Origin of the sequence: Blastococcus saxobsidens, assembly GCF_002938435.1 — a bacterium.
Classification (GTDB): Bacteria; Actinomycetota; Actinomycetes; order Mycobacteriales; family Geodermatophilaceae; genus Blastococcus; species Blastococcus saxobsidens.
The window spans coordinates 63,787-76,548 of the sequence record NZ_POQT01000021.1; the positions used below are offsets into that span (position 1 = coordinate 63,787).

At 72.6% G+C, this 12,762-nt stretch carries 14 protein-coding genes; 9 read left to right on the top strand and 5 right to left on the bottom strand.

The window, feature by feature from the left end:
• Positions 1-25: 25 nt before the first annotated feature.
• Positions 26-181: a Zn-dependent oxidoreductase gene (locus C5507_RS13630; RefSeq protein WP_104529064.1), complete on the top strand. Its 156-nt coding sequence runs from the start codon at positions 26-28 to the stop codon at positions 179-181.
• A gap of 43 nt (positions 182-224) precedes the next feature.
• Here C5507_RS13630 and C5507_RS23420 read toward each other — a convergent pair whose 3' ends face one another.
• The gene (locus C5507_RS23420) at positions 225-1,088 is read right to left on the bottom strand and encodes a DUF6596 domain-containing protein (RefSeq protein ID WP_341272916.1); all 864 of its coding nucleotides are present in this window, start codon (positions 1,086-1,088) and stop codon (positions 225-227) included.
• Between C5507_RS23420 and C5507_RS22870 the strand changes: the two genes are divergently transcribed.
• Positions 1,079-1,747 (top strand): hypothetical protein, encoded by a 669-nt coding sequence (locus tag C5507_RS22870; protein WP_207225735.1) that lies wholly within the window; start codon positions 1,079-1,081, stop codon positions 1,745-1,747. The genes C5507_RS23420 and C5507_RS22870 overlap by 10 nt on opposite strands.
• A gap of 120 nt (positions 1,748-1,867) precedes the next feature.
• Positions 1,868-2,383 carry a peptide-methionine (S)-S-oxide reductase MsrA gene (msrA, locus tag C5507_RS13640; RefSeq protein WP_104529065.1) on the top strand — a complete coding sequence of 172 codons (516 nt, stop codon included), beginning with the start codon at positions 1,868-1,870 and terminating at the stop codon, positions 2,381-2,383.
• Between the two features lie 314 nt (positions 2,384-2,697).
• Here the strand turns inward: msrA and C5507_RS13645 are convergent, their stop codons facing one another.
• Entirely contained in the window at positions 2,698-4,086 is a 1,389-nt protein-coding gene (locus C5507_RS13645; RefSeq protein ID WP_104529066.1) for an NAD(P)/FAD-dependent oxidoreductase, read from the bottom strand.
• A gap of 644 nt (positions 4,087-4,730) precedes the next feature.
• Complete coding sequence (gene sigJ, locus C5507_RS13650) at positions 4,731-5,633, bottom strand: RNA polymerase sigma factor SigJ (RefSeq protein ID WP_104529067.1); 903 nt, start codon at positions 5,631-5,633, stop codon at positions 4,731-4,733.
• 149 nt (positions 5,634-5,782) lie between these two features.
• On the opposite strand from sigJ, the gene C5507_RS13655 reads away from it, so the two are divergent.
• A complete protein-coding gene (locus C5507_RS13655) occupies positions 5,783-6,529 on the top strand; it encodes an SDR family oxidoreductase (RefSeq protein ID WP_104529068.1) in 747 nt (248 codons plus the stop codon).
• Positions 6,530-6,531: 2 nt separating this feature from the next.
• On the opposite strand, the gene C5507_RS13660 is transcribed toward C5507_RS13655, so the two are convergent.
• Positions 6,532-7,053, bottom strand: coding sequence for a copper resistance CopC family protein (locus C5507_RS13660; RefSeq protein WP_158657604.1), 522 nt, complete (start codon positions 7,051-7,053; stop codon positions 6,532-6,534).
• A 237-nt stretch (positions 7,054-7,290) separates the two neighbouring features.
• Between C5507_RS13660 and C5507_RS13665 the strand changes: the two genes are divergently transcribed.
• From C5507_RS13665 to C5507_RS13685, 5 genes are all read left to right on the top strand, one after another.
• Positions 7,291-7,740, top strand: coding sequence for a hypothetical protein (locus C5507_RS13665; RefSeq protein ID WP_104529070.1), 450 nt, complete (start codon positions 7,291-7,293; stop codon positions 7,738-7,740).
• Between the two features lie 103 nt (positions 7,741-7,843).
• Positions 7,844-8,293 (top strand): CBS domain-containing protein, encoded by a 450-nt coding sequence (locus tag C5507_RS13670; protein WP_104529071.1) that lies wholly within the window; start codon positions 7,844-7,846, stop codon positions 8,291-8,293.
• 281 nt (positions 8,294-8,574) lie between these two features.
• On the top strand, positions 8,575-9,033 hold the full coding sequence (locus tag C5507_RS13675) for a universal stress protein (RefSeq protein ID WP_242611061.1): 459 nt from the start codon (positions 8,575-8,577) through the stop codon (positions 9,031-9,033).
• 119 nt (positions 9,034-9,152) lie between these two features.
• The gene (locus C5507_RS13680) at positions 9,153-10,124 is read left to right on the top strand and encodes a quinone oxidoreductase family protein (RefSeq protein ID WP_104529073.1); all 972 of its coding nucleotides are present in this window, start codon (positions 9,153-9,155) and stop codon (positions 10,122-10,124) included.
• 44 nt (positions 10,125-10,168) lie between these two features.
• The gene (locus tag C5507_RS13685; RefSeq protein ID WP_104529074.1) at positions 10,169-11,857 is read left to right on the top strand and encodes a CocE/NonD family hydrolase; all 1,689 of its coding nucleotides are present in this window, start codon (positions 10,169-10,171) and stop codon (positions 11,855-11,857) included.
• 15 nt (positions 11,858-11,872) lie between these two features.
• Here C5507_RS13685 and C5507_RS22875 read toward each other — a convergent pair.
• The coding region (locus C5507_RS22875) for a transglycosylase family protein (protein ID WP_249027826.1) at positions 11,873-12,762 on the bottom strand (890 nt) is incomplete at its 5' end.

Consider the following 12,762-nt stretch of genomic DNA (forward strand, 5'->3'; position numbering starts at 1 on the left):
AAGTCCGGCGCACTAGCCTCCGCTCATGCGTGCCGTGCAGATCACCCGCTTCGGCGGTCCCGAGGTCCTCGACGTCGTCGACTTCCCCGAGCCGGAGGCCGGTCCCGGCCAGAAGGTCTACGACGTCTCCACCGCAGGCATCAACTTTGCCGACACCCACCACCGCCCGTCGGCCATCTGACCTGTTGATCGGCGCTAGGTCGGCGCTGCGTCGCGTCGAGGTCTTAGGACGCGACGCCGCCCAACGGCGCGTCGGCCCACCGGGCGCGTGAGCGCAGGTAGTTCGCCACGGCGGGGTCCTCGGTCAGGTCGGCTGCCCGGTGGAACGCCTCCGCGGCGTCCTCACCCGCCCAGGTGAGCAGCTGCGCGCGTGCGGCCCAGTACGGCTGGAAGGTCTCCGCCCCGTCGGGCAGCGCCTCGAGCCCGGACAGAGGTCCGTCGAGCCGGCCGCGCACCACGGCGGCCGCGACGCGTGCGCCGAGGCTCGGCGCCACCGCCAGCAGTGCGGCGTACAGGGTGCCGAGCGCCGGCCAGTCCGTGACTCCCGTACGCCGTCGATCGCAGTGCACGGCCTGGATCGCGGCCTCGAGCTGGAAACGCCCCGGCGCACCGCGTGGACGCGCCCGGCGGAGGTAGGCCTCCCCCACCGCGATGAGCTCGGCGTCCCACCCGGCCGGGTCCTGCTCGTCCAGCGGCACGAAGTCTCCCTCGCGCCGGCGGGCCAGCGCGAGAGTCGTGAGCGCGGCCAGGCCCCATGCCTCCGCCTCGCGGTCCAGCAGACCCGCCAGGGTGACAGCGAGGTACTGGGCCTCCCTGCGAGCGAGTCGGTACCTCCGGGCCAGGCGATGGCCGCACAGCCGTAGACCGCTTCGAGCACGGCGGGCAGCAGCTCGGGCATCGCCCGCCGGTCGGGCACGGCGAAAGGGACCCGGGCGTCCTTGATGCGCCGCTTGGCCCGCACCAGCCGCTGCGCCATCGCCGCCGGCGGTACGGCATAGGCGCGGGCGATCTCGGCCGCCTGGAAGCCGAGCACCGTCTGCAGCATCAGGGGCGTGCGCGCCGACTGTTCGATGGACGGGTGGGCGCAGACGAAGAGCAGCTCGAGCCGGCGGTCGCCGATGGCGAGCGGGTCGTGGTCGGCGAGGGGGTCCACCTGCGCGCTGCCCTCCTCGAGCGGTGCGGCCGTTCGCGCCGCCGAGGACTTCCAGACGTCGCGTTGCCGGTTCCTGGCGACGGTGAGCAACCAGCCCTCGGGGTTCTCGGGCACTCCCGCGTCCGGCCAGCGGCGCAGCGCCTCCTCGAAGGCGCCGGCGAGGGGGTCCTCGGCGAAGGCCAGATCACCGGTGGGTGCCGCGAGCTGTCGCTGGCCCGGGGCGTGCGGGGACCTCGCCTTCCGGCCCCGGCCGGGCGGCTGATCGATCGCCTGACCGCTCCGTGGCGCGACGCCATCGGACGCCGGCCGGTGCTCGCGGCGGCGACGGCGCAGTTCGTCGTCGGAGCGCGCACGCTCGCCCCGCGCCTGGCGGCCACCGGAGGCGTCCCGGTCGCCACGATGCTGCGCGGCACCGTGCCCGCCGCGCTCGTCTGGTCCAGCGCTCTGGTCGCGAGCGGCGCTCTCGCCGGCGCAGCGCTCCCGCTGGTACGCGATGTGGTGACCGCCGCGGGCGTGCTCGTGGCCGGTGCGGCGGGCGGCTGGCTGGTGGTCCGCCGGCGTCGCCGTGCTGACGCGTCTCAGCGGGAGTCGTGAGCGGCAGCTGGCGCCGCACCTGACCGTCCCGGCCGGGCGTCGGTCCGGTACGGGCTGGTGGGGGAAGCACCGACCCCGTGGTGGTGTTGTCCTGACGTACTCGACAGAGAGGCAGGCACCATGACCACGGAGACCGCGATCCTCGCCGGCGGCTGCTTCTGGGGCGCCCAGGAGCTGCTGCGCAAGCGCCCGGGGGTGCTCTCCACCCGCGTCGGCTACTCGGGTGGTGACACCCCGAACGCCACGTACCGCAACCACGGCGACCACGCCGAGGCTGTCGAGATCGTCTTCGACCCGGACCTGATCTCGTTCCGCGAGCTGCTGGAGTTCTTCTTCCAGATCCACGACCCGTCGACGAAGGACCGGCAGGGCAACGACATCGGCCGCAGCTACCGCTCCGCGATTTTCTACACCAGCGGCGAGCAGCAGCGCGTCGCGCTCGACACCATCGCCGACGTCGACGCCTCGGCCATCTGGCCCGGCGAGGTCGTCACCGAGGTCGAGCCGGCCGGCCCGTTCTGGGAGGCCGAGGAGGAGCACCAGGACTACCTGCAGAAGATCCCGTTCGGGTACACCTGCCACTTCGTGCGGCCGAACTGGGTGCTCCCGCGCCGGGAGGCGCAGACCGCCGGCTGAGCTGAGGCCCCAGTGCGGCATCGATCGTGACCGGGCCGGCGTGAGGGGTGGACGTCCCGCGGGCCGTCCACCCCTCGACCCGCCGCCGGAGGACCGGTGGCGTCCGCCGGCGACGAGGCGTGACCCGGTACAGCGGAGGCGCGGTCGCAGTCGGGGGCCTGCACACCGATGCTGCGACGGCGCTCCAGATGGACCCGTCGCTTCCTGAGCGCCGACGAATTGACGGGCTCACGACGTGTTCGATCGGCCCGTCCGTGCTCTCCACGTCGCAGCGCCACGTCACCTTCGCGGGCCTCCGCACTCCGCGCACGACGTCAGCTGGACGTCACTTCCTCCTGGGCGGCACGGCTGCATGTTCCATCTGCGGTCGACTCCCCCGCGTGCGTCAGCGGTGGTCGGCCACCCCGCAGGAACGCGGCGCGTGGTCGCTGCACGGAGTCGAGCGACACGATGTCCCGCCCGAACAGCAACCCGGGCAACCAATCCGCGAGCACGCGGATCTTGCGTTCCCAGGTCGGGACGGCGAGTACGTGGTAGCCCCGGTGCACGACCCACGCGAGGAACCCACGGAGGACGATCGGTCCTGACTCGAACACGCCCCGGCCGTACCCGAGCGAAGCGACGACGCCGAGGCTCCGGTGCCGATAAGGACGCACCCGACCACCGCGGATGCTCGCGGTGATGTTGGCGGCCAGACGCCTGCCCTGCCGGACGGCGTGCTGGGCGTTCGGCACGGTCAGCACCCGTGGAACGGCTGAGGTCAGGTCCGGCACAGCCGCCCCGTCCCCCGCGCCCCAGGCATCCCAGACCGGCGCCGCGTCCGTGCCTACGCGCAGGTCGGCCCGGACGATCAGCAGACCTCGCTCGTCCACCGGAAGATCGGTGCGCCTGGCGACCAAGGGGTTCGCCACGCTCCCCACCGCCCAGACGATCAGTCCCGACTCGAACGTCTCCCCCGTGGACAGCTCGACACGTCCGCCGGTAGCGGACCGGACCTCGGTGCCGACGTGCACCCGTGCCCGTCGGCGCCTGAGTTCGGTGAGCACCCATTCGGCGGAGGAGTCGGAAACCTCGGGCATCAACCGGTCAGCTGCCTCGACCAGGTGGAAGCTGACCTCATCGGGGTCTATCTCGGGGTACTGCGCGAGCAGGTCGTCGGCCAGCGACAACAGCTCACCGAAGCCCTCGACCCCGGTGAAGCCTCCGCCGACGAATGTGGTCGTCAGGAGCTTGCTGCGCTCCGGTCCCTGGGGCAGCACCGCCGCACGGTCGAATGCGACCAACAAGCGGTCCCGGATGGCCACAGCCTCCTCGACGTGCTTCAGGCCGATGGCCTGCTCGGCGATGCCGGGGACAGGGATCATCCGCGTCACCGCACCCGCCGTGATCACGATGACGTCGTAGGTCTCCTCGAACGGCGGACCGTCCGACGTGCGCACCGTGACGGTCCGCCGTTCGTGCTCGACGGAGGTGACCCAGCCGGTGATGATGCGGGTCCGCCGCAGGTGCCGTCTCAGGGAGACAGCGGCGTGACGGGCTTCGATCGATCCGGCGAGAACCTCGGGCAGGAAGGGCTGGTAGGTCATGTACGGACGCGGCTCCACGAGGGTGATGGACGCCTCGTCCCGGCGCAGCCGTCGCTCCATGTTCCACGCGGCGTAGAACCCCGCATACCCACCGCCCACGATCAGGATGTTCCGCACGTCCGCCGTCCTCCCTGTGCCTCGTACCCGATAGACCGGCCGGCCGGCCGATCTGTGACACGGCCGTGCTCGACGCCACGCATGCCGGCCTCCGTCGCCGCTGCAGTGCCGCCCGGCGTCTGCCTCGCTCCCGGCGACCTGGTCCACATCGCCGGGCGGAGCTGTCATGTCCGAGGGCGGTCCGCCCGCCGCGCGCGCCCCGGACGGCCGGGTGGAGGAGAGGACGGGGCGCGCGTCACTGACCGTCCGGGTCGCTCCGCTGCGACAGGCCCGCGTCCCCCTCGGTGCCCCTCAGCGCATGGAGGACGCCACTGCTCCCGGTCCCCGCAGGAAGTTCCGCACGTCCAGGTACGTGTCCAGCACTGCGTCGACCCGGTCCAGTGCGCGGACGACGCCTCGTCGGCGTGGTCGAACTGGCCGACCTCTGCCGTGTCGTTCTCGCATCAGCAGCGCTGCCACCCCTCCTCCGCCGACCCGGGAGCGTCCTAGACCCGCGTCCACCGGACGCGCCGTCAGCCGCCTCGTGCCCGGGACCGACCGCGTCGCGGTCGCAGGACGGTCCTTCAGTGGGAGTCACGACCTCGTGACACGAGCCGACCCGGCACTCGTCCGCATCGTCGACGCAGCAGTCCGGGCTGCGAGGTTCAGTTCCAGAGGGTCAGCTTGCCCGGGTTCATCATCAGCCGTACGTCGGCCACCAGGCCGGCCACGACGTCGAGCGTGACGATGCCGATGATCCGGCCCTCGTCCCACCACGCGAACCCGAGCCCGTCGGGGGTCTCCTGTTCCAGGACCACGACGCTCGGGTTCTTCCGCAGCGCGCCGAACAGGAACCGCGCCACCTTGTCCCGGCCCACGATCGGGTTCCGCGCCGCGCTGACGATGCCGCCGCCGTCGGAACGCAGCACCACCGCAGGGTCCAGGACCGCGATGAGACCAGCGATGTCCCCCGCGCGCGCGGCGCCGGCAAAGGCTCTGACCACCTCGTCGTGCTCGGCCCGCGGCACACGCCGGCTCGTGCTCTGCTGTACTCGACGGCGGGCCGAGGTGGCCAGCTGCCGGCACGCCGCCGGTGTCCGCCCGACGATCTCGGCGATCTCGCCGAAGGGCAGGGCGAACACGTCGTGCAGGACGAACGCGACGCGCTCCGCCGGCGTCATCGACTCCAGGACGACGAGTAGCGCCGTGCTGATCGAGTCGTCGAGGGTGACGCGCTCGAGCGGGTCCTGGGTCGCGTCCGACCCTGCAGGAAACGCGTATGCCGGAACGGGTTCGGGAAGCCACGGACCGACGTATCGCTCCCGTCGCCGTCGCGCGGAGTCGAGGACGTTCAGGCACACGCGGCTGGCGACCCGCGTCAGCCAGGCCCGGGGCACCACGATCGCGTCGCGATCTTGCTGGCTGAGCCGGTACCACCGGATGTAGGTCTCCTGGACGGCGTCCTCCGCTTCGGCGACGGTGCCCAACATCCGGAACGCCAGAGAAGTGAGGTGACGTCGCTCGCCCAGCACCTCGGCGTGCAGCGCGTCAGGTCCATCGGGGGTCATCGCGTCCTCCTTTCGAGGATCTGACCGGGTGGCACCTCGATGTGTGACGCCCCACCTCACACTGCGGCCGCCTGCGCGGTCGAGGTCGGCATGATCATGAAGTACCGCTGTGACGCCCTCCAGCGCGCCGACGCCGAGGAGGTGGCGTCGTGAAGATCGTCGTCGCCGGCGCGACCGGCTCACTGGGAAGGCACGTCGTGGCGGCGGTTCGCGCCGCCGGTCACGAGCCCGTGTCGATCAGCCGTGACTCCGGCGTCGACCTGGTCAGCGGCGCCGGGCTCGTGAAACGGCTGCGCGGCGCCTCAGCGGTCATCGACGCGTCGGCGACGAGCAGCAACTCCGCGAGGAAGTCCGTCGACTTCTTCACCACGGTCATCCGGAACCTCCTGTCCGCCGAGCGCGAGGCAGGCGTGCCTCACCACGTCGCGATCTCGATCGTGGGCGCAGCCACGGTCAACGCGAACTACTACGCGGGCAAGGTCGCGCAGGAGCAGGTCCTGCAGGCAGCGCCCAGCGGCTGGTCCCTGCTCCGCACGACGCAGTTCCACGAGTTCGTCCAGCAGGTCGTCGGTCATGGCAAGGTCGGCCCGTTCCAGGTCGTCCCGGCGATGCGCTCGCAGCCGATCGCGGCGGCCGAGGTCGCTGCCGAGCTCGTCGCGATCGCCTCCGGCGACCCCTGCGGGGTGGTGCCGGAGCTCGCCGGACCACGGGAGGAGCGGATGGCTGATCTGGTGCGGCGTTATCTCGCGGCCACCGGGCAGCGCCGGCCGGTCATCGAGGTCCCGGTCCCGGGAGCCTGGGGCCGGGCGATGCGCAACGGTTCCCTGCTCCCATCGGCCGGCGCGCGTCGTCGCCGGCAGACCTTCGGCGAGTGGCTGGAAACGCACGCCGGCTGACGTCAGGCTTGCTCCGCCGGCGCGCGGGCGGACCGCCGACCGTAGACGGTGACGAGCCCGCGGACGATGGCACCGAGGAGCGCGCCGACGACCACGCCGGCGGTCCCGAGGATCCAGGCCACGTTCGCGCTGCTCAGTACCGCGTCGAACGGATCGGCCTCGTCGCCCACGTGCCCGAGTGCGAACCGCACGACCCCCGACATCTGCGGGCCGTCGATGGACGTGACGGTCCAGTGGATCTCGTACCGGCCGTCGGGGACGTCGGGTCGTACCGGGGAGGAGACGCGCGTGGCATCCACTACGGGGGCGTCCGCCGTCCAGTCGTCCCCGTCCTCGTCGGCCAGGACGACGGTCGCGCCGACCTCCTCGACATCGCCCGCGAACGTCAGCTCGATGGTGGTCGGCATGGCAGCGATGTGGGCACCGGCCCGGGGGGTGCTCGACTGCAGCGGGCTGTGCGCCGACGCGGGTTGCGCGCGGAGCGGGACGGTCAGCACGACCGCCAGGAGGAGCGCCAGCACCATCCACCCTCGGAGCCTCCTGTGAGCTGGTCGCGCCGCGGAGTTCATCTGGCTTCCTTCGCTCGGAGTCGATCGCCGGTCTCACCGGGTTCGACCGAGCGGCGCGGCCATGTGTGACGCGTGGCGGTGGAACGGACGGTGCGTCGTCACGAACGGAGCCGCTGCGCGGTCCTGTCCGGTGACCGCGTGTGCGGCACCGAGCGCGGGCGATGACCGTGCCGCGCGGAAGGAGAAACCCTCATGACCGTCGTGATCCGCCTCGGGCTCGCCGTCCTGTTCCTCGACCAGCTCGTGGTCGGGGCGTGGAACGCGATCTCGCCGGAGACCTTCTACCGCTACTTCCCGACCGTCGATCTGACCCCGCCGTTCAGCGAGCACTACGCCCGCGACTTCGGCGGTGCGACCCTTGGCATCGCGTTGCTGCTCGGCATCGCCCTCTGGAGGCCGCAGGCGCACTTCGTCATCCCTGCGGCGTCGGCCTTCTCGATCTTCTCGGTGCCGCACTTCTTCTACCACCTCGCCAACCTCGAAGGCGCGACGGTCGGTGAGGCGATCCTGCTCACCACCGGGAACGCCATCGTGGCGCTGCTCGGCATCGCGGTCGTCCTCGTCACCATCGCGCGGGACCGCCGCGCCCAGCGGGAAGAGGTGGGGCCGGCGCGCACGTCCGAGTACGCGGTTCTCGAGTGACCCCGGGCATCACAACGTCGGCTGCTGTCCGGTCCTTGTCAGTGAACCGCAGCGAGGACTGCCGATCCCGAACGGCGGCCCGCCTCGAGGACAAGGACAGAAGATGGCGGACAAGCACATTCTCGCGTCAGCCGTACAGACCGTGGCGCAGTTGATGCGCCCGCCGACCGCCACGATAGAACCGGCGGCTCATCTGGCCGCGGCCGCCTACCTGATCAAGCACCGCCACGCGTCGGTGCTCGTCGTGACGACCGACGACCACGACCCCGTCGCGATGATCAGCGACGAGGACGTCGCCCATGCGGTCGCCGACGGCCGAGACCCGGAGCGCACGCGCGTCCGACAGGTGGCTCGACAGCGGCCGGTGACCGTCGACAGTCATGCAGCCGCGGCGGATGCGGCCAGGTTGATGCTGGCCCAGGGTGTGCAGCACCTGCTTGTCGAAGAGGGCGAGCGGCTCGTGGGAATCGTGGACCTGAACGAGGTGTGCCAAGCGGCCCCGGACACGTGCGGCTGCCGGGAAGCTGCGCCGAACTCGTCCCGGTCTTCCTGACTGGTCCCCGCGGCGCTGATCTGCAGGCAGTGAGAAAGGCGCCGAGGCCATGAGGCGCTCCTTGCGTCAGGGGACCGACGAGCCGGGCGTCGGCTCCGCCCACCGCAAAAGCACGAAGGAGCCATGCAGGACTCCGGTTCTGCGTTCTACCGGCGAGGGCGCACGGCGACGCTTGGACCCGACGGCAGAAATCACGGGAGCGAAATGGGATGACCAGAGCGAGGCAAGGCGACGGCACGCACTCGGTCGGCGCTCGCGCCGACGTGTCGACGCGAGCTGCGGTGAGCGGCGGCGTCGTGATCGGCCACGATGGATCCCCCGACGCCGACGAGGCGTTGAGGTGGGCCGCCGCACTGGCGGAGCGGGCTTCGTGGCCGCTGCACGTCGTCCGGGCCTGGCATCTGGCCACCGCGCCGCAGCCGCCCGGCTGGGCCTTCGGTTACGTGCCGCCCCTCACCGAGTACGAGGCCGCCGTCCTCGCGGACGTGCGTTCCGACGTCGTGGCCGGGCTAGGCGCCGAACGGGCAGCCGTCGTGACATGCCACGCCGTGCATGCAGCACCCGGCTCGGCCCTGGTGGACGCGGGGCGGCACGCGGACGTGCTCGTGGTGGGCGCCCGCGGGCACGGCGCCCTGGCCCGGTTCGTACTGGGTTCCGTCAGCGACCACGTCACGCGGCATCCTCCGTGCCCGGTGACCGTGGTGCCCCACGGCAGGAGCGCACTCGGAGACTCCGGCTGAGCGAGCGCGTCCGGCCAGCAGAACAACGCGTCTCACTTCCGATGGCCGGCCCCGGCCGTCACCGCCTGGACGACGCCACCGGCGGGTCCCGCCGGTCAACGAGGTCCTAGCCTCGGCCCATGCGCGCAGTCCAGATCACCGAATTCGGTGGCCCCGGGGTCCTGAACGTCGTCGACGTCCCCGAGCCGGAGGCGGGCGACGGCCAGAAGCTGTACGACGTCTCGACGGCGGGCGTGAACTTCGCCGACACCCACCAGATCGAGAACTCCTACCTGGCCGCCCAGCAGCTGCCGCTGATCCCGGGTGCCGAGTTCGTCGGCACGCCGGTCGGTGGCGGTCAGCGGGTGGTCGGCCTGCTCGACGGCGGCGGGTACGCCGAACGGGTGGCCGCGAACGACCGGCTCACCTGGGCCGTGCCGGACGCGGTGAGCGACGAGCAGGCCCTGTCCCTGGTGCTGCAGGGCACCACCGCCTGGCACCTGCTGCGCACCAGCGCCCACCTGGCCGAGGGCGAGACCGTCGTCGTCATCGCCGGTGCCGGTGGGGTCGGGTCCCTGGCCGTCCAGCTGGCCCGCCGCTGGGGCGCCGGCCGGGTCATCGCCACCGCCTCCAGCCCGGAGAAGCGCGCGCTGGCCGAGGAGCTCGGTGCCCACGCCACCGTCGACCCGGCGCTGGCCGACGACGACCCGAAGCAGTTCACCGGAGCCCTGCGCGAGGCCAACGGCGGCAAGCCGGTCGACATCGTGCTGGAGATGACCGGCGGCAACGTCTTCAGCGGCTCGCTGTCAGCGCTGGCCCCCTTCGGACGGCTGGTCACCTACGGCATGGCCGCCCGCCAGGAGACTCCGTCGGTTCCGCCCGGCATGCTCATGCAGAAGAGCCGCGCCGTCCTCGGTTTCTGGCTCGCCCACTGCATGGCCCGGCCCGACATGCTCGACGCCGCCATGACCGACCTGCTGGCCATGACCGCCGACGGTTCGCTGAAGCCGGTGGCCGGCGGCCGGTACCCGCTGTCGAACGTGAAGGACGCCCACCAGGACCTGCTCGCCCGCCGCACCACCGGCAAGCTCGTCCTCGACCCGCGGCGCTAGCCAGCGCCCGACCGCACCCGCCGGCCCTTCGTCCGAGGAGATCCGTGGAGCACACCGACGTCGACCTGCTCTTCCGCGCGCCCCGCAGCACCCCGGAGTCCCGAGCGGGCCGCCCGCCCGAGTACCGCCGGGAGCGCCGCCCGGGCATGGTGATCGAGCGCGACATCGCCGTCCCGGTCGGCGGGTCCGGTGAGCACGTCTACGTCGACGTCTACCGCCCGGACACCGAGGTCCCCGCCGCCCCGCTGGTGAGCTGGTCGCCGTACGGCAAGCACAACCCCGCGCCGATCGGCGTCATCTACCCCGACAGCGGGGTGAAGCCCGAGCACACCGGCGAGCTGACCACGTTCGAGGCGCCGGACCCGGAGTACTGGGTGCCGCACGGCTACGCCATCGTGCTGGCCGACATCCCGGGAACCTGGTACTCCGAGGGCCGCGCCACCTACTGCTCCCCGCAGGAGGCGCGGGCCTTCGCCGACCTCATCGAGTGGGCCGGCACCCAGCCGTGGAGCGCAGGCAAGGTGGGGCTCTCCGGCGTCTCCTACCTGACCGTGTCCCAGTGGCGCGTCGCGGAGCTGAACCCGCCGCACCTGGCGGCGATCAACCCGTGGGAGGGCTGGAGCGACACCTATCGCGAGGTCGCCCGGCACGGCGGCATCCCCGAGACCTCCTTCTGGCCCTACATCTGGGAACGGTGGGGGGCCAGCGCCACCGAGATCGAGGACCTCGAGGCCGAGACGGCCGCGCACCCCCTCTACGACTCGTTCTGGGCGTCCAAGAGCGCCCGGCTCGAGGACGTCCGGGTGCCCGCCTTCGTGGTGGCCAGCTGGGCCGACCAGGGCCTGCACACCCGCGGCACCCTCGAGGGGTTCCGCCGCATCTCGTCGGCGCAGAAGTGGCTGGACGTCCACGGGCGCAAGAAGTGGGCGTACTACTACGAGCCCGAGCAGGTCGAGCGGCAGCGGGCCTTCTTCGACCACTTCCTGCTGGGCCGGGACACCGGCATCGAGGACTGGCCGCGGGTGCGCGTGGAGGTCCGCGACCGCTTCGACGAGGGTGTCCACCGGACGGCGCAGCAGTGGCCGCTGGAGGACGTCGAGTACCGCCGGCTCCACCTGCGCGCCGGCGACGCCTCGATGGGCTGGACCCCGGCCGAGGCAGAGGAGGTCGCGGAGTACGACGGCCTGGGCAGCGGCCTGGCCCCCCGGCGCGCCACCTTCGAGGTGCAGTTCGCCGAGCCGGTCGAGCTGGTCGGGCACGTCACGGCGCAGCTGCACGTGTCGACGTCTGCCGGCGCGGACATGGACGTCTTCGTCGCCCTGTTCAAGCTCGACGCCGAGGGCCGCCAGGTCGGGTTCCCGTACTACGCGCAGTTCGAGGACGGGCCCGTTGCCGTCGGCTGGCAGCGTGCCTCCCACCGCGAGCTGGACGACGAGCGGTCCACCCCGTACCTGCCGGTGCTGGCGCACCGCCGGGAGCTGCCCGTGACCCCCGACGAGGTCGTCCGCCTGGACGTCGAGGTGTGGCCGTCCGGCACCCGGTTCGAGGCGGGCGAGCGCCTGCTGCTCGTGGTGCAGGGCAGCGACGTCATGCGCTATCCGAAGCCGCTGACCTACGCCCGGCACGAGGGCACCGTGAACCGCGGCACGCACCGGGTGCACACCGGGGGCCGCTACGACTCCGCCCTGCTGGTTCCGGTGCTGCCCGCCGCGGGAGGCGCCGGCTCGGTCTGAGCCGGCAGCCTCCGCTCAGAGGTTGCGGCCGCAGGTCGGCCAGGCGCCGCGGCCCTGCACCGCGAGCACCCGCTCGGCCACGGTGATCTGCTCCTCCCGCGTCGCCAGGTCGGCCCGGGGCGCGAACTCCGCGCCCCCGAAGCCGGTCCAGGTGGACGCGGAGAACTGCAGGCCGCCGTAGTAGCCGTTGCCGGTGTTGATGCTCCAGTTGCCGCCGGACTCGCACCGCGCGACGGCGTCCCAGTCGTTGCCCGTGGCCGGCGGCGGGACCGCAGGCGGCGGGGTGACGGGCGCCGCAGGCCCGGGCACGGCGGGAGCCGGCACGACCGGCGCCGGGACGACGGGCGCCGGCGGCGAAGGCCTCGCCGCCTGCTCGGCCGCCCGCCGGCGCTGCTCCTCGACCACCGCCGCCCGTGCCTGCTCGAGCTGGACCTCCAGCTCGGTCTGCCGCGCCTCGACCTCGGTCACCGTCCGCCGGGCGTCGGCCTCGGCCTGCCGGGCGGCAGCCAGGGCGACGGCGGCCTCCTCCTCGAGCACGGCGGCCCGGTCCACGGCCGCTGACGCCTCGGCCTCGGAGCCGGCCGCCTGCCGTTCCCGGACGGCGAACTCCTCCACGACCTCCGACCGGCCCTGGCCTGCGGCGTCGAGCAGCGCCGCCCGCTCGAGCATCTGCTCCGGGCCGCCGGAGGTCACCAGGGCCCGCAGCCGCGGCGACGTGCTGCCGAGCATGTAGCTGCTCCGGGCGAAGGCGACCAGGTCCACCCGGGCCGCGTCCAGGTCGGCGCGGGCGGCAGCAGCCGCCCGGATCTCCGTGCTGCCGCTCGGCGCCGTCCTGCTGGCCGGCTGCGCCTTCGCGACCGGGGGAGCGGCCTCGCCCAGCAGCAGCCCTGCCGAGGACCCGGCGG

Excerpts from the sequence above, each read along its gene's own strand:
- C5507_RS13665 (WP_104529070.1), top strand. The coding sequence starts at position 7,291 with ATGACCGTCGTGATCCGCCTCGGGCTCGCCGTCCTGTTCCTCGACCAG.
- C5507_RS13630 (WP_104529064.1), top strand. The coding sequence starts at position 26 with ATGCGTGCCGTGCAGATCACCCGCTTCGGCGGTCCCGAGGTCCTCGAC.
- C5507_RS13670 (WP_104529071.1), top strand. The coding sequence starts at position 7,844 with ATGGCGGACAAGCACATTCTCGCGTCAGCCGTACAGACCGTGGCGCAG.
- msrA (WP_104529065.1), top strand. The coding sequence starts at position 1,868 with ATGACCACGGAGACCGCGATCCTCGCCGGCGGCTGCTTCTGGGGCGCC.
- C5507_RS13660 (WP_158657604.1), bottom strand. The coding sequence starts at position 7,053 with ATGGTGCTGGCGCTCCTCCTGGCGGTCGTGCTGACCGTCCCGCTCCGC.
- sigJ (WP_104529067.1), bottom strand. The coding sequence starts at position 5,633 with ATGACCCCCGATGGACCTGACGCGCTGCACGCCGAGGTGCTGGGCGAG.
- C5507_RS13680 (WP_104529073.1), top strand. The coding sequence starts at position 9,153 with ATGCGCGCAGTCCAGATCACCGAATTCGGTGGCCCCGGGGTCCTGAAC.